At 67.2% G+C, this 14,974-nt stretch carries 17 protein-coding genes; 7 read left to right on the top strand and 10 right to left on the bottom strand.

Features of this window, described 5'->3' with window-relative positions; translation table 11 throughout:
* Positions 1-111: 111 nt before the first annotated feature.
* Positions 112-926 (top strand): IS5 family transposase gene (locus ACIBG7_RS26605; RefSeq protein WP_397337955.1). Its coding sequence is split into 2 segments (ribosomal slippage): positions 112-469 and positions 469-926, totalling 816 coding nucleotides; the frame shifts between segments, so codons are not numbered across the junction.
* Here the strand turns inward: ACIBG7_RS26605 and ACIBG7_RS26600 are convergent.
* The 5 genes from ACIBG7_RS26600 to ACIBG7_RS26580 form a co-directional block, all read right to left on the bottom strand.
* Entirely contained in the window at positions 910-1,119 is a 210-nt protein-coding gene (locus tag ACIBG7_RS26600) for a hypothetical protein (RefSeq protein ID WP_397337954.1), read from the bottom strand. The two genes, ACIBG7_RS26605 and ACIBG7_RS26600, sit on opposite strands and share 17 nt — an antisense overlap.
* A gap of 322 nt (positions 1,120-1,441) precedes the next feature.
* Positions 1,442-1,795: a hypothetical protein gene (locus ACIBG7_RS26595; RefSeq protein WP_397337953.1), complete on the bottom strand. Its 354-nt coding sequence runs from the start codon at positions 1,793-1,795 to the stop codon at positions 1,442-1,444.
* 9 nt (positions 1,796-1,804) lie between these two features.
* Positions 1,805-2,158, bottom strand: a complete 354-nt coding sequence (locus tag ACIBG7_RS26590; RefSeq protein ID WP_397337952.1) for a hypothetical protein — start codon at positions 2,156-2,158, stop codon at positions 1,805-1,807.
* 356 nt (positions 2,159-2,514) lie between these two features.
* Positions 2,515-3,906 (bottom strand): MFS transporter, encoded by a 1,392-nt coding sequence (locus ACIBG7_RS26585; protein ID WP_397337951.1) that lies wholly within the window; start codon positions 3,904-3,906, stop codon positions 2,515-2,517.
* Positions 3,907-3,931: 25 nt separating this feature from the next.
* The gene (locus ACIBG7_RS26580; protein WP_397337950.1) at positions 3,932-4,321 is read right to left on the bottom strand and encodes a RidA family protein; all 390 of its coding nucleotides are present in this window, start codon (positions 4,319-4,321) and stop codon (positions 3,932-3,934) included.
* A 61-nt stretch (positions 4,322-4,382) separates the two neighbouring features.
* On the opposite strand from ACIBG7_RS26580, the gene ACIBG7_RS26575 reads away from it, so the two are divergent.
* Positions 4,383-4,979: a CGNR zinc finger domain-containing protein gene (locus ACIBG7_RS26575; protein ID WP_397337949.1), complete on the top strand. Its 597-nt coding sequence runs from the start codon at positions 4,383-4,385 to the stop codon at positions 4,977-4,979.
* A gap of 327 nt (positions 4,980-5,306) precedes the next feature.
* Here the strand turns inward: ACIBG7_RS26575 and ACIBG7_RS26570 are convergent, their stop codons facing one another.
* Positions 5,307-5,447, bottom strand: coding sequence for a hypothetical protein (locus ACIBG7_RS26570; RefSeq protein WP_397337948.1), 141 nt, complete (start codon positions 5,445-5,447; stop codon positions 5,307-5,309).
* 10 nt (positions 5,448-5,457) lie between these two features.
* Between ACIBG7_RS26570 and ACIBG7_RS26565 the strand changes: the two genes are divergently transcribed.
* Complete coding sequence (locus tag ACIBG7_RS26565; protein ID WP_397337947.1) at positions 5,458-5,595, top strand: hypothetical protein; 138 nt, start codon at positions 5,458-5,460, stop codon at positions 5,593-5,595.
* A gap of 679 nt (positions 5,596-6,274) precedes the next feature.
* Here the strand turns inward: ACIBG7_RS26565 and ACIBG7_RS26560 are convergent.
* On the bottom strand, positions 6,275-6,910 hold the full coding sequence (locus tag ACIBG7_RS26560) for a response regulator (RefSeq protein WP_397337946.1): 636 nt from the start codon (positions 6,908-6,910) through the stop codon (positions 6,275-6,277).
* Between the two features lie 14 nt (positions 6,911-6,924).
* Positions 6,925-8,148: a sensor histidine kinase gene (locus ACIBG7_RS26555; RefSeq protein ID WP_397337945.1), complete on the bottom strand. Its 1,224-nt coding sequence runs from the start codon at positions 8,146-8,148 to the stop codon at positions 6,925-6,927.
* A 401-nt stretch (positions 8,149-8,549) separates the two neighbouring features.
* Between ACIBG7_RS26555 and ACIBG7_RS26550 the strand changes: the two genes are divergently transcribed.
* Complete coding sequence (locus ACIBG7_RS26550; RefSeq protein WP_397337944.1) at positions 8,550-10,754, top strand: S8 family peptidase; 2,205 nt, start codon at positions 8,550-8,552, stop codon at positions 10,752-10,754.
* A gap of 49 nt (positions 10,755-10,803) precedes the next feature.
* Here ACIBG7_RS26550 and ACIBG7_RS26545 read toward each other — a convergent pair whose 3' ends face one another.
* Positions 10,804-11,175 carry a hypothetical protein gene (locus ACIBG7_RS26545; RefSeq protein WP_397337943.1) on the bottom strand — a complete coding sequence of 124 codons (372 nt, stop codon included), beginning with the start codon at positions 11,173-11,175 and terminating at the stop codon, positions 10,804-10,806.
* Between the two features lie 101 nt (positions 11,176-11,276).
* Positions 11,277-12,557, bottom strand: a complete 1,281-nt coding sequence (locus ACIBG7_RS26540) for an amidase domain-containing protein (protein WP_397337942.1) — start codon at positions 12,555-12,557, stop codon at positions 11,277-11,279.
* 328 nt (positions 12,558-12,885) lie between these two features.
* Between ACIBG7_RS26540 and ACIBG7_RS26535 the strand changes: the two genes are divergently transcribed.
* From ACIBG7_RS26535 to ACIBG7_RS26525, 3 genes are all read left to right on the top strand, one after another.
* Positions 12,886-13,098 (top strand): hypothetical protein, encoded by a 213-nt coding sequence (locus tag ACIBG7_RS26535; RefSeq protein WP_397337941.1) that lies wholly within the window; start codon positions 12,886-12,888, stop codon positions 13,096-13,098.
* An 85-nt stretch (positions 13,099-13,183) separates the two neighbouring features.
* Positions 13,184-13,675, top strand: coding sequence for a hypothetical protein (locus tag ACIBG7_RS26530; protein WP_397337940.1), 492 nt, complete (start codon positions 13,184-13,186; stop codon positions 13,673-13,675).
* Between the two features lie 871 nt (positions 13,676-14,546).
* Positions 14,547-14,966: a hypothetical protein gene (locus ACIBG7_RS26525; protein WP_357932250.1), complete on the top strand. Its 420-nt coding sequence runs from the start codon at positions 14,547-14,549 to the stop codon at positions 14,964-14,966.
* Positions 14,967-14,974 lie beyond the last annotated feature (8 nt).

Here is a 14,974-nt window from a genome sequence, read left to right as displayed (position 1 = left end):
CCAGCCGATAAGCTCGTAGCGCCGTCGGTAGGAAGCGGGGCTAAGAGCACCTAACAGAATGATCTCCGGTGTGCTTTGATCTCTCGCTGTAGCCGAGCAAGCGGAGCACGGATGGCCAAGCTGAAGCCGTGGGAGGTCAGCGACGAGCTGTGGGCGGTGATCGAGCCGTTGCTGCCCCAGCGTCAGCGGCGGTTCCGGCATCCGGGACGTAAGCGGCTCGATGATCGGCTGGCGTTGCAGGGCATCCTGTTCGTGCTGCACACCGGGATCGCCTGGGAGCACCTGCCGCAAGAACTGGGCTACGGCTCGGGCATGACCTGCTGGCGGCGGCTGGCCGAGTGGAACAAGGCCGGGGTGTGGCAGCGGCTGCACGAGGTGCTACTCGATCGGCTGCGGGCCGCCGACGCGCTCGACTTCTCCCGCGCCGTGGTGGACTCCTCGCAGATCAGAGCGTTAAAAGGGGGCCGCAGACCGGCCCGTCCCCGGTCGATCGAGGACGGCCCGGCAGCAAGCACCACCTGATCACCGACGCCACCGGCATCCCCCTGGCCACCATCTTGACCGGTGCCAACCGCAACGACGTCACCCAGCTGCGCCCGCTGCTGGATGCCATCCCGAAGGTGCGCGGCAAGCGCGGCCGGCCCCGCCAGCGCCCCGACGCGGTACTCGCCGACCGCGGCTACGACCACGACAAGTACCGCCACCTGGTCCGCGAGCTGCGGGTCCGCCCGCTGATCGCCCGCCGCGGCACCGGACACGGCTCCGGCCTCGGCAAACAACGCTGGGTCGTCGAGCAGACCTTCGCCCTGCTGCACGCCTTCCGCCGCCTGCGCATCCGCTGGGAGATCCGCGCCGACATCCACGAGGCCTTCCTCAAGCTGGCCTGCGCGCTCATCTGCTGGCGACGCCTCACTTCATTGCGTTAGGCGCTCTAAGGCCGCCAGGATCGCCCGATCGGCCCAGTCCGGCTTCGGCCGGCCGGCAGGCCTGATGCTTCAACATCGCCACCTCGTGGCGGAGCCCCATGATCTCGATGCCTCTGGACAGCTGACCACCACCCAGCAACACCAGCTGGCCGAACACACTAATCAAGGTTAAATGCAGCAGACGAACCGACACGGATCGCGATCTTGCCTGCATGGAGCCTGGAGTGCGGATGGGTGGCGAAGACCGGGTGCCGTGCACGGTGCCCAATCGGTGCTCGGTTCGTGCTCGGGCGTCCCGGGCATGGCACGTCATCATTGGTCACCTGCGGTCACGCAAACTGACGCATCGTCGTACAGGCCGGCATGAGCAGGCACGTCTAACTATCAAAGAATCTTGCTTCTAATCCGACGGTCGCAGGTTCGAATCCTGCAGGGCGCGCATCTCTCACCAGGGCAGACGTCCGCATGATGATCGGGCTCGGACTGGTGACAGGACGATTGACAGGGGAGAGCGTTCAGGCGCTCTCCTCTTTCCTGTCAGGCGTGCTCTTCCGCCTGCGGTCCAGCAGTTCGCGGCGGCAGGTCTGGATCCAGCGCTCCATGATGGAGTTCATGCGCGGGATGCGGATACCTGTGGTGACGACCTGTATCGCGGGGTCGGTCAGTACGGCATCGAAGGCATCGGTGGACTTGGCGTCGCGTTCGCGGATGAGGAACCTGGCGCAGATGCCCGCCTCGTTCAGGTCCGTGAGGAGGTTGCGGCCGACTTGGGTGACCCACTGACCGGTGGGGTGGGCGCTGGCGCCAAGGATGCGGATGCGGCGGGTGGCATGCTCGGACGGCGAGGACGTGGAGTCGTGCCCGGTCAAGGTGCGGACCTAGAAGAAGTCACACGCCAAGAGTGCGTCGGCTTGGTCGCGCAGGAAGTCGGCCCGGCCGGTGTGGGAGCGTTGCGGGGACGGAGCGACACCGTGCTCTTTCAAGATCCCCCACACCGTGGCGGCGATCCTGATACCGAGTGCGGCCGGTTCGCCGTGGATGCGCCGGTAGCCCCAGGAGGGGTTCTCCCGTGCGAGCCGCAACACCAGAGCCCGAATGGATCGGACGGTACGCGGGCGCCCCGGCCCCCGAGCTGCAGTGGCCGCCGCGCGCCGGCGCCTGAGGAGGTCGCAATGCCAGCGCATGAGTGTGTCCGGGCGGACCAGCAGCACCAGCTGCCGCAGCTTGTCCATCGGCAGGAGCCGTATGAATGAGAAGGTGTTCGTGACGGCGAGGTAGGCCAGGGGCAGCAGCGCGACAGATCAGCATGGCGTTTCGGTACAGCTCACGCGACCCCCTCGATTTGCCAGGTATGAGCGCCCATCGAGCCTGCGACCTGCACGGATGGTTTTCGGCACCCGCAGGATGACGACCTGATCACCTATGGTCTATTCGGGCAGCTCACGCCTGACACCCTCATCCTCGATCACGGCCTGGCGGTCCCCGGCATACTGAGCCCGTTTGTCCGGATGTGCGGCCATCCCGCGAGCACCCGGCGATCTTTGATGATCGCGGTGCTCGTACGCCTACTTCGACCGGGCCTGAGCCCTCAACCGCGCGGGGGCTTCGGCAGAGCGAGTACGGCAGGCACCGCGGCGGCCACGACTCCGGCGCAGGCCCAGAACGCCGTGCCGTACCCCGAGGATGGTTCACCTCCGCCGGCCGCCAGGGCGGTCAGCGCGGCGAGGCCGAGTGAGCCGCCGGCCTGGCGGGAGGTGTTGAGCACACCGGAGACCAGCCCCGCCTCGCCAGGGGCGGCTCCGGCTGTGGCGGTCATGGCGATCGGGGCCGAGGTGAGGCCCATCCCGCCGGTGATGAGCACGCCGGGCAGGACGAGACCGGTGAGCAGGCCGCTGCCCGGCGTGATCGTGGCCTGCCAGGCGAATCCGGCCGCCGCGACGAGCGTCCCCGTGACGAGCAGAGTGCGCAGGCCGACCCGGTCGAGCAGCCACGGCGTGCTCTTGGTGGCCACGATGATGGCCAGGGTGTGCGGCAGGAATGCCAGGCCCGCCTGCAGGGCGCTGTAGTGCAGGACCTGCTGCATGTAGAGGGAGAGGAAGTACCAGACCGCGAAGCCCGCCATGCCCAGCAGGAACTGCACCAGGAGCGCACCTGAGACCGCGCGGGAGCGGAAGACCCGCAGCGGCATCAGCGGCGCCCGCGCGAACCTGGCTTGGACCAGCACGAACACGGCCAGCGCCAGCACGCCTGCTCCCATCGGGACCCACGTGCGCGGCGAGCTCCAGCCGTACGCGGGGGTTTGCAGCATCCCGAACTCCAGCGCCGACAGCCCCAGCGTCACCATGATCGCCCCTGCCAAGTCGAGCCCGCCGCTGCCGGCGTCACGGCTCTCGGCGAGCCGGCGCAGCGCCGCGATGATCGCGACCGCTCCGAGTGGCGTGTTGATGAGCAGGATCCAGCGCCACGACAGGTAGTCGGTGAGCAGACCGCCGGCGAGCGAGCCCATGGCCCCGCCCGCCGCCCCGACCGCGCCCCAGGTGGCGATGGCCCTGACCCGCGCCGGACCGGCGGGAATCACGGTGGTGAGGATCGTCAGCGTGGCCGGGGCGATCACCGCCGCGCCGAGTCCCTGGATCGCCCGCGCGGCGATCAGCACCTCGGGGGTGGTGGCGAGGCCGCCGGCCAGGCTGGCGAGGGTGAACACCGCCAGGCCCGCGAGGAAGGTGCGCCTGCGTCCGAACAGGTCGGCCGCCCGCCCGCCCAGCAGCAGGAACCCGGCGAAGGTGAGGATGTAGCCGTTGACCACCCACTGCAGGCCCTCGGGGCCCAGATGGAGGGCCCCGTCCATGGCGGGCAGCGCGACGTTCACGATCGACACGTCGAGAACCACCATGAACTGCGCCAGGCAGACCAGGCCGACGATCGGCCAGAGGGGTGCGGTGCTCCGCCCGGACGGTGGGGCACCGGCGATGTTGGTCATGATCCGAAATCTCGCGAGCTGCGGCTCAGACGACCGCGACCGCGTCCATCTCGACGAGGAAGCCCGGGCCGAGACCGGCCACGACGTGGACGGTGATCGCGGGGGGCGGGTCGTTACGGTTCCACACCTCCTGGAAGGCGGCCACGCCCTCGTCGAAGCTGTGACCGTCGACCACGGCGATGCGCCAGTGCACGATGTTCGCCAGGGTCGCGCCCTCGCTCTCCAGGATCACCGCAAGGTTGCGGAAGATCTGCCTGGCCTGCTCGCCGACCGTGCGGCCGACGACCTTGCCGTCGGCGCCGACGCCGTTCTGGCCGCCGATGTAGATCGTCTTTGATGGCTGCTCGACCACGACCGCCTGGCTGAAGGCGGGGCTGCGATGAAGACCCTCGGGGTTGATGTGGCGGATGCTCATGCGCTTACTCCTTGAAACCAGTTATAGGGGTTTCGCTTCTGAAACCAGTTATAGTGGTGTCATGCGCATGAACGCAACTGGACGGGTGCTGCACGACCCCAAGGGCGGTTCGTTCCGGTTCGATGCCGGAGCCGTCTGTCTGGACTTCGCCCACACGGGCGGTGAGGGGAAGTACGAAGTGTTCGAGAGCCTTCGCCAGCCCTCCGACCTCGCGGCATGGCTGGCCCAGCCCCCGCTGGCAGTGGTGATGACGGACGCCGTGACCCCCGGCGACCTGGCGGCGGCCAAGTCTCTGCGCCAGGCGATCTGGGACGCGGCCCACGCTCGGGCGGACGGCCGCCCGCTTTCCTCCGAGGCGGTCGCGATCCTCAACAGGGCCGCGGCCGAGGCGCCGTTGGTCCCCGAACTCGCCGCCGACGGCACCACCGCAGGATGGGCGCCTCCGGTGCGGGCCACGCAGGCGCTGTCGAGCCTGGCGCGGGAGATGATCGAGCTGCTGTCGGGGCCGTTCGCCGGACGCATCCGCGAGTGCGCCAGCGACAACTGCCCCCTCGTCTTCGTCGACACCTCCCGGCCGGGTGCCCGTCGCTGGTGCGCGATGGAACGCTGCGGCAACCGCCACAAGCTCCGCGCCCTGCGGGCTCGCCAGGCTCAGTGAGCTGCGCCGTACGAACTGATCAGAGGCCGCCGTTGATGAGGATGTGCAGGCCGAGGGCGATCAGCACGACGGGCACAGCCGGAGGCCGGCACGATCGTGGGCTTCGGGCGTGCGCCGTACAGACTGGAGCCCTCCTGTTGCGAGCCGAGCGTTGGCTTGTGATCCCGGCCTCTGAGACCTGTCCGACCTGTCGTTAACGAAGCTGTCAGCAAGTACATTCGAGCGGATCTTTCGCGGTTTCCCGGACGTATCTGATCACGTGCGGTAAGTATTGGTACGTGTCGGCGGATGATTTCTCGGCGGCGCCCTCACGCTCTGCCGACCGGCTCATCCTCGTGCCCCTGCCGTAGGACGCCCGCGCGCGGCAGCGAGCGTGACGTGCACCGCCTGGTCGGCGGTCGTCTCGTCGACCGGTTCCGCGGTGATGAGCAGGCGCAGGTAGCTCGGCGCGGCCAGGGCCGAGCTCATCAACGCCGGGGTGTCCATCGAGGCAGTTCGCCGCCGCCTCGGTCACGCCTCCACCGAGACCACGCAGTTGTATGCGTTGCTCGACGACCAAGTCACCGACACCGAGATCCGCGCCGTCCGCCGACGCCGCAACCGAGCGGCGCATTGATCGCGCAGTTGGCCCTCTCCCGGTTCAGGCTGCTCTGAGAAGGGATGACGAAATCGCGTGTATCTGGTGACAGCTTCGTTTACGACAGGCCGCGTTGCAGGCCGGGTTTGCCGTACAAGCTCGCAGGTGCCGGCGGGGGCGCTGGCGATCATTAAGGCCAGACTGGCCAGACGACGGGCCAAGGCCTCCACTGTGGACTCTCAGGCGGAGTGCTCGGTGAGGCCCTCGGACGATCAGGGATCGCCTGAGCGGCGTTCTCGGGGTCGCCTGGTCGGCCAGGCGGCCGCGATGCCAAGCGACCTGCGCCTCGGCCTCACTGGCGCGGCGCCGCACACTTGGCATGCCGTGGTGGTCGTGGCGGCAGCCTGGCCGGGCCGGGTGGTTGTGGTGGGCATCGGTCACCGTCCTTCGAGGTCGTTGAGAGGGGTAGTCATGGCCTGCTGCAGCTAGGCGCGTTCGATGAGCGCCTGCCTGTCGTTGCCAGCGGGGGCGAGGGGCTCCAGGACCTTGTGCTGGAAGTCGTTGTCCCGGTGGAAGGAACGCGGGGAAGTTCTCGGCCGGCCATCGATGCTTGACGATGGCGCGGAGCATGGTCCTGACCCTCGGGGCTGCCCCACGCTTGTCAACATTCGATGCGAACGGCATCAACGGCTGGAGGCTGGGATCTCGGCCCCCCTGTTCATGGCCTGACCAGGCCGCTCTGGAAGGCGAAAGCCACCGCCTGGGCACGGCTGGTCAGATTGAGCTTGGTCATGGCGCGGTGCAGATGGGACTTGACCGTGCCCTCGGCCAGGTGAAGGCGTTCGGCGATGTCGCCGTTGTCCAGGCCGTGCCCAACCAGGCGCAGGACGTCCTGCTCCCGAGGCGTGAGCGCGGTGTCGCTGCCGGCCCGCAGCACGAGCGGTTGCTGCTGGATGTAGTGGCGGATGAGCGTGCGCGTGATGCTGGATGTGAACGGGAGGTCCCCGGCAGCTACCGCATCGATCGCGGCGAACAGCCGTTCGGCGGGCGTGGTCTTCAGCAGGAAGCCGCTCGCGCCGGCGAGCAGCGCGGCGTGGACGTACTCGTCCAGGTCGAACGTGGTCAAGATCAGGATGCGTGGCATGGGGTTGCAAGCGCCGGACAGGATCCGGCTGGTTGCCGCGATGCCATCCATATCGGGCATCTGGATGTCCATGAGGATCACGTCGGGCCGGTGCGTCGCGGCGGTGGTGACGGCCTGCTCTCCGCTCGCAGCCTCATATACCGCCTCGACGGAAGGCGCGGCTCGCAGCAACGCGGCGAGCCCGGCCCGGACGAGGTCCTGGTCGTCCACCACGAGTACCCTCATCATGAGACGGCCAGACTGAGCGGCGTACCCTCGGTCAGGGGCAAGGGCAGGGTCAGCTGTACCTGAAACCCGCCGTCCGGGCGTGGTCCGGCCATCAGAGTCCCCTCGTAGATCTTCGCCCGCTCCGCCATGCCCAGCAGGCCGTGGCCATGCCCTGCGGTTCCCTCGGCGGCCTTGCCGGAATCGGTGATCAGCACGTCCAGGCAGGCGGGCCGGTAGTCGATGCGCACTGTCGCGGTGGCCTCTCTCGCGTGTTTGACCACGTTGGTGAGCGACTCTTGGATCACGCGGTAGGCACACAGATCCAACCCCTGGGGCAGCGCGCGGGGAGTGCCGATGACGATCACGCGGACCGGTACGCCGGCGGCCTCAACACGGGCGGCCAGCTCCGATACCCCGCTCAGGCCGGGTGGTGGATGAGGACCGGCTTCGGGCACGCCGGGCACGCCGGGCTCGGGGCGAAGCGCCGACAGAAGGTGATACATCTCCGACAGCGCCACACGTCCGGTTCCGGCCACGGTTACCAGTGATCGCCGGGCAGTCTCCGGGTCACTTGTGAACACGTATCCGGCCAGCTCCGCCTGAACGGCCATCACCGCCACGTGGTGCGCGACGATGTCGTGCAGTTCGCGCGCGATCCGGACGCGTTCTTCAAGTAGTGCGCGGGAGGCACGCTCGCGGTGCTCCTGGTCCAGCAAGGCGGTGAGGTGAGCCAGGCGTTCGTTTCGGGCGGCGAGCTGGCGGTTTTGCTCTCCCAGGCGCCGGACGCCGTCGCCGAACGCCCACAGGACCGCGATCCAGATCAGCGTCATGACGACGACGTCGAATGCGGCATTGGGCCAGGTGTTCAGGTTGCTGTAGATCATGATCGGAGCGAGCACGACCGAACCGAGCAGTACCAGCGGGCGCGGGCGGAGCGCGGCCAGCGTCGCGAACGCGAACTGCGGCGGCAACTGACCAAGCGCCGGCCAATATCCGGCCACCTCGCTCAGGCCGGTAGTCGCGCAGGCGATCAGCAACACGCTGAAGGGAGCGATCCGGCGAAATGCGATCGAAAGGCTGCCGATGAGCAGAAGCAAGAGCCCGCCGAGATCGAACGGGCGCGGTCCGGCAGGGTAATGGTCATGCACAACGCGTAAGGAGAACAGAAGGCACAGTGCTGCCAGGAGTCCGTCGAGCAGTCGCGGGTCGGTTCGCGCCAGCCAGTGGATCCATCGCCGCACGGCGTCACGGTATGTCTTGGGAGTCCCCACGTCCTCCGCCTTCGAGTTGAACCTTTGACAACCTCTGTTGTTTTCTTTCCTAAACGTGAGTCACAGTATGATCTTTTGCAACCCCGAGATCAACTGTGGCCAACCACAGCAGGCGTCCGAAGTTCAGCCTGCGGCTAGAGGCCGACAAACCCCGCTCCATGCTCTTCTTGGTGCGAAATCGGTGAATGCCCGAAGGGAATGGGATGAAGCGACTTCGCAGGACCAGAAGCGGGGCGGGATTAGCCGTACTCGCGTTGGTTGCGGCCTTATTTCTGCCAGCGTTCCTGACAGGGGCGCCCGCCGCAGCCGCGGCCGATCCGTGGGTGGACCCGAGCCTCAAGACAAAGATCGGGAACGGGCACACCGTACGCGTGAACGTCGTGACGGCGACACGCGCCGACCTTCCGGCGGCGGCCGGCTCGGTAGCGGCCGGGCGGGTGCTGCAGACACTGGCCAAGCTGCCCATCGTGACGCTGCGCGTGGACAGCGCAGGGTTGGCCCGGTTGGCCGGCCAGCCGGGCGTGGTCAGCGTGACAGAAGACAAGCCGAGCCGCCCGGTGCTGGCCGACAGCATCCCGCTGATCGGCGCCCACCGTACGCGGGCGGCCGGGCTGACCGGGAAGGGTACGGCGGTAGCCGTACTCGACACGGGGGTCGCGACGCGCCACCCCTTCTTCAGAGGACGCGTCGTCGCCGAAGCTTGCTTCTCGCCCGCCGACCCGGATTACGGAGCCACCAGCCTGTGCCCCGACGGCACCCCGCAGCAGCAGGGTCCCGGATCGGCCGACTCCGAGACCGGCCCATGCGCCACCCTCGACTGCGCTCACGGCACCCATGTGGCCGGGATCGTCGCGGGGAACGCCGAGGGGTTGGCAGGGGCGCCCGGCAGCGGCGTCGCCCCAGCTGCGAACATCGTGGCCGTTCAGGTCTTCAGCAGGTTCGAGTCCGAGGACTTCTGCGGGGTGGACGAGGCTCCGTGCGTTCTGAGCTTCACCAGCGCTCAACTCGCCGGTCTGGAGAAGGTGCTGACGCTACGCGAGTCCGGCACCCCGCTGGTCGCGGCCAACCTGAGCCTGGGCAACGGCCTCTTCACGGCGCCGTGCGACAGCGACCCGCGAAAGGGCGCTATCGACAAGCTGCTGGCGGCCGGGGTGGCCACCGTCATCGCAGCGGGCAACAGGGGCTACCCGGACGCGGTCAGCGCGCCCGCCTGCGTGTCGTCCGCCGTCGCCGTCGGCAGCACCACCAAGGACGACGGGGTCTCCGACTTCAGTAATCGCGGCCCGCTGCTCGACCTCTTCGCGCCCGGATCCGACATCGTCTCCGCCATCCCCGGCAACCAGTGGGCGCCGATGAGCGGCACCTCCATGGCCGCCCCCCATGTCGCCGGTGCCTTCGCCGTACTCCGGCAGAAGTTTCCGCAGGCCCCGGTCGCCGATCTGCTGGGAAAGCTCCAAGACACAGGCAAGCCGATCGAGGGAACGGCCCGGATCCAGCTCGATGACGCCGCCCTTGGTGTGATCCCGCGACCCGGACCCGGCCAGTACTTCTACCAGCGTGCCCGGATCCTCGACAACGTCCAGGTCAGTGCGAACTCCACGATGACCGTCCCCGTCGCGGGAGTGGCGGGCCTGCCGGCCACCGGGCTCGCCTCCGTCGCCCTCAACATCAGCGCACGCGGGGCATGGTTCAACACGGGGTCGATCGCGGTCTACCCCAGCGGTGACACGGCGCCGGAGGGGAACGCGGTCAACTACGACTCCACCCATGTCGCCTCCAACCTCGTGTTCGCCAAGGTCGGATCGGACGGAAAGATCCAGGTGGCCAACCGGAGCGGCCAGCCGGTCACCCTCTATCTCGACGTGCACGGCTACACGCTCGACCACGCGGTCGCCACGATCGGCGGAACCTACGTGGCGCTGCCTCCCACGCGCGTCGCGAACCGGATCTCCGTTCCCGCCTGGGGCAACTACGAGCTCGTCGCCACCGGCCTTCCTGCTACCGGCGTGAACGAGATCGCGCTCGCGGTGCGCGTGAAGGGCACCGCGGGGGGAACCATCCGCGTCTACCCCTCCGGTGAGGTCTATCCCGCCGAGGCCAACGCCGACTACGTGGCCAATACCCCGACCCAGTTCTTCACCATCGCGAAACCCGGCTCGGGCAAGAAGATCAATATTCACAACCTGGGTGGATCCCCGGTTGAGGTCACGGTCGACCTGACCGGCTACTACACCGCGGCGCAACGCGGGTGGATCGTCAACGCCGTCCGCCCGGCCCCCGTCGCGCGCGACGTGACCATCCCCGCGGGAGGCGCCTACACCTTCCGGCCGCAGAATGGCCCCTCGGCACTCGGTCTCACCGTCACAGCCCGCGGAACCGCCGCGGGTGCGGTCGAACTTGTCCCCAACGTGAACGGTCCTGCGGTCAACGTGGTCGCGTACCGGGCGGATGGTCTGGATCATGCCGGGTTTGTGCTGGCTCCGGTACGGCCTGACGGCACAATCGTCCTCAAGAACAACGGGACGAGCCCGGTCAAGGTCGGCCTCGACCTGTACGCGTCCCTGACCACCCGCTGAAATCAGATGACGGCCGGGCCGCGGGCGTCCAGGACTCCCGCGGCCGGCATTATGGGCTGGTCGCCAGGCTCATCACGAAAGGCACGGCACCTGACCTCGGTGTGAACGTCACGAAGCGTTGGTTCAGACCGTCGTGCCAGGCCCCGGTCGCACCTTGGAACGTGAGGTCCAGGTCCACATCGAGGACGAGGTCGCCGGCCGTCGGCGAGGCGCTTCTCACCTTGGCGACCCGGGCGGCCTTGAGCACAAGTGCGTCCGCTCCACCCGCGACCTGCTGGTCGGCGACGAGATAGCTGCGGCTCGCGATGGCAAGGCCGTCGGTGCGCCAGCTGTCGAGGAACGCCTGCAATTCCCTGACCGCTGCCGAACGCGAGATGCCTTGCCCGGTTTCCGGCGTCGTGTCCCCGGCCGTCGAAGGCATCGGCGACGGGATGGGCTCAACAGCCGATCCCGAGCAACCAACACTGATACCTACGGCGACACTTACGATGGACGTCCGCAGAAACCGGGCAGGCGTTCGCATCACGGCACCAGGATCGTGTTCTTGAACCGGTCGTGATAATACGTGGTACGGCTTCCGCCGAAGTCCCAGCGAGTGCGATAACGGTTGGCGTTGTGTGCGTCGATCAACGTGCTGTTGTCGCCGGCATAGCCCACGGCGATCGCGACATGGTCGATTTCGCCGTTGGAAGTCCAGTCGTAGAAGATTACATCTCCGATGAACATGCTGCGGATATTGTAACTGCGCGTGTACGACCTGGATCCCTTTTTACCGAGGGATGCGAAGTTGTACGCCGATCCGCGCGGGTGGTTGGTGAAGAACCTGTGCTGTGCGGGCGTGTAGCGCCATGCCGTCGCGGTGGCACCGCAGGTGGTCAGCCTCCCCGGGTGCCAGTATCTCTGGCTGGGGAAGTTCGCCGCCCAGGGGTCCCAGAGCGCTTGGGAGACGAAGTTCGCGCAGTCCCCACCGACCGGATTGCAGTTGGGATAGGACCTGTTGTAGCGGCGCGCGTACTTGTCGGCGTAGTCCGCCGCCTTACCTCGGTTGTAGCTGAAGCGATACGCCGTGGGCGCCGCCGCGTCGACCTTGGCCACCAGGTCGGGAGCCGGGGTCCCCGCAGTGGCGGCGTCGGCAGGACCGGAGACGTCGATGTCATCGGACGCGCCCGGGGCCGACCGCGGAGTCACGTGGTCGGCGGCCAATTCCTCGTTGAAGGGATCCACGTAGAGGTCGGAGACGATCTTCCAGCCCCGGCTGGTCTGGACCATCGTGATCTGATGCTCCGAGGCCACTTCGCTGGTCACCGTCTCGCCCGGAGAGAACGCGCGTCCCGCCGCACGCGCCGCCGCGACGTCCGCCTCCTTCTCCGGCGGGAGTGTCTCCGTGAGTGCGGAGGTGCTCCAGAGCATGGTCGTCACGACTTCGCCGGTGACGGTGGCGCGGCTCCCGGAGACGGTGACCGCCCCCACCGTCAGCGTCGAGTCGACCGATGTATAGGTGTCGCTATGCGATGCGGCCCAGTCACGGAACTGGGCCGACTTCCCCAGTTCGTAGGCGACGGCCGCCTGCGACGCGCTCGTGTCCGACGAGGAGCTCTCGCCGGCGTCAAGGGCGTAGGCGGAGATCGCGGTCTGCGTCTCCGGGCTGGACACAAGTTGGCCGTCCACCGCTTGCAGGTATCCCTGCGCGGCGGCGACCGCGTCTGCCTGGCTCGCGTGGGCCGGAGTACTGACGACGCTGATCGGTCCGCCGACGGTGAGAATCAGTAACGGGATTAGTGCATTCCTCTTAGGAACCTTCATTGCACGCTTCACTCCTAGTATGGAGGGAGCCCAAAGGTGCATCGTGGGTAGAGATCGTGACCTGCCCGCCTTCCCGCTAGCGTGTTCCGTGATCTCGATTCCGACGATGGACCAGCTTTATGCCGGGCAGGTTGAACGCTATTTTGTTCATGATCAGCTGTCTTCTGTCGTCAGTTAGCATTTTGACTGAACCGGGGGTTGCGGAGCCGAGGGCCAATTGACTGCAAATCCGGCCGGTTCAATCCGGTTCTGATGGGCGACTCAACTTCGGTCAGCGGACCATGGTGGGGGTGTCGGGCAAAAAGGTGGCGCGTGGGCCGATTCAGAGGTGCACGGCCGACGCGTCCTCCCTCAGCTCCAGCGTGTCTTCGACCTGCTCGACGACGCGGGCGGCTCGACCAAGCTGTCTCCCGCGCTGGGCCGTCAGTTCGGTGCCGACATCGAGCTCACCATCGTCGATGAGAACCGCTTTTACGTGACCTCGCCGCAGGGTCGGGAGATCGTCGAGCTGCTGGTGGACATTGCATCGAGGAGATCCTGAACGCTTTCGGTGAGGCGGACCGGACGCACACCGGCGAGTGGGGCGAGCACCTGGCCCGGGCTGGTCGGCCGCCCGGATCGCGCAGGTGCCGGAGCAAGAGATCGGCGCATGCACCGACACGGGACCGGCGCTGGAACGCCTGCTGGACGTCGTGCCCGATCCGATCGGCCTGTCCCTGACCCATGCCCGGCTGGCGGACGTCACGGACGATCTGCGTTATGCCGATTTTCTCGCCAACGCGCTTACTGGGGCCTTCCCAGCCTCGGAGAAGATACGAGACACGGTCACGGCCGTCGCGAAGGCTCTGGACCTGGCATCATCCGAAGAGACCAAGTCGATGCCTGAGCTGGTGCTTCTGGTCGCGATCGCGGTCGGGCGGACCTTCAAGACCGTCACCTCACTGGCCGACGACCGCGATGCCGTGATCGCCCGGCTGCTGCTGAACGTGCTCGCCCGAGCCCTGGCGAAGGCCGGCGACCTGTCGGTCGACCTGGCGGAAGCCGTACCGAGCCCCGATCAAGCCGACTTCACGGACCCCGGAGGGGCGTACTGGCTGTTCGGGTTGCACCGTCTGTAGGGCGGCCGAGAGGAGAGGCCGGTCGTGTCGGCGAATATTCACGGCGGTGGTCCGCTCGGAGTGCGTGGGTTGGTCCTGTGCGGCTCAATATCGGTGGATCTTGCACCCCATGATGGCGATGCCAAGTATGAGGAAGGCGGCACAGGCGGCGGCGACAGTGGGGTTGTTCGGCGTGGACAGATTTCTCCGAGGTGAGCGGACGGCCGTAGCCGTCGTCTTCCCTGGGCGGCGCTGACAGGTATGGCACGGGCCGGACGAATTCGCAGGCGAGGTGAGCACAACGACACCCTTCTCGCACGAGCAGCCTCGCAGATCAGGAGAAGCCGGGCGGCGCGGTCCACGCAGGGAGGCTGGGTCCTGACGTCAACGAGGTGGGCCGTGAACCTCTGGTTGAACACACGGGCCCTGAGCGTTGTGAGTTGCGCTCACTTATCCATAGGTTTCAGCCACGCGCGCCCTACCGCACCCCAGCCGACCTATGACTCCTACCTGTCGGCCACGCTGCTGCCTTGCGGTTCAGATGCGACAGTCAAATTCGCCCGAATGGGTGACGGGTTTTCGGGCGGTCGTCGCAGCAGTTTTCGGCTGGTGTGCTGCAAGGACCATTTGGGAGATTGCAAGATCATTTGATCGTGCAGACGCATGGACAGGGGCCCGGAGCAGGGCGAGCGTGGCTGGATGGGTGGCTAAAATCCTCAAATGGCGCACCAGCCGCTTTATTGGCAGACATCGGTCTATATCTGGACGTTGCACCGGCGCAAAATATCGTTTGATGGCGACCAAATGAGCTAGAAGACACATTTGGTTGCCCTGCCGGAAGGTGCTCTTCATAATGGGTGACGCTCAACCCCACAAGCTCCGGGGGAGGCCGTTGCGCTTGTTTTCCACGCCTTTCGTCCTGCCTACCAGAACCGACTACTCCTTTCTGGATCTCGGCCCGGAGGCCACTGCCGACGAGATCCGGGACGCCTCGAGCAGGCTCGACCAAAGACTGCGGCGGGAGAAGGCCTCCGAAGAGGAACTCGCCCGCGCCCACGCGATCCGCCTGGAGAGTGGTGACGACCGGGACGAGTACGACGCCGCTCACCCGCCACTCTCCCTGCTCAAACTGCTCCCCACCTGGGATCCCATCTTCGACGACCACTCTGCCGCGATCTTCGTGCTCCGCCGTTCGATCGAGGATCACCTCACCGGCCGCAACGAGGCGGTCTACCGGCCGTCCGACCTGACTCGCACGGACTTCACAGCCGACCACGCCCCCAATCCGCTGCTCGACGGAGAAATCCGCTGACGGGAGAC

It is taken from the genome of Nonomuraea sp. NPDC050328 (assembly GCF_044459405.1).
Lineage (GTDB): Bacteria > Actinomycetota > Actinomycetes > Streptosporangiales > Streptosporangiaceae > Nonomuraea.
The sequence above is the reverse complement of the archived record's forward strand: the minus strand, read 5'-3'. Positions and strand labels throughout refer to the sequence as shown.

Excerpts from the sequence above, each read along its gene's own strand:
- ACIBG7_RS26590 (WP_397337952.1), bottom strand. The coding sequence starts at position 2,158 with ATGGACAAGCTGCGGCAGCTGGTGCTGCTGGTCCGCCCGGACACACTC.
- ACIBG7_RS26585 (WP_397337951.1), bottom strand. The coding sequence starts at position 3,906 with ATGACCAACATCGCCGGTGCCCCACCGTCCGGGCGGAGCACCGCACCC.
- ACIBG7_RS26580 (WP_397337950.1), bottom strand. The coding sequence starts at position 4,321 with ATGAGCATCCGCCACATCAACCCCGAGGGTCTTCATCGCAGCCCCGCC.
- ACIBG7_RS26575 (WP_397337949.1), top strand. The coding sequence starts at position 4,383 with ATGCGCATGAACGCAACTGGACGGGTGCTGCACGACCCCAAGGGCGGT.
- ACIBG7_RS26570 (WP_397337948.1), bottom strand. The coding sequence starts at position 5,447 with ATGAGCTCGGCCCTGGCCGCGCCGAGCTACCTGCGCCTGCTCATCACC.
- ACIBG7_RS26545 (WP_397337943.1), bottom strand. The coding sequence starts at position 11,175 with ATGCCTTCGACGGCCGGGGACACGACGCCGGAAACCGGGCAAGGCATC.
- ACIBG7_RS26540 (WP_397337942.1), bottom strand. The coding sequence starts at position 12,557 with ATGAAGGTTCCTAAGAGGAATGCACTAATCCCGTTACTGATTCTCACC.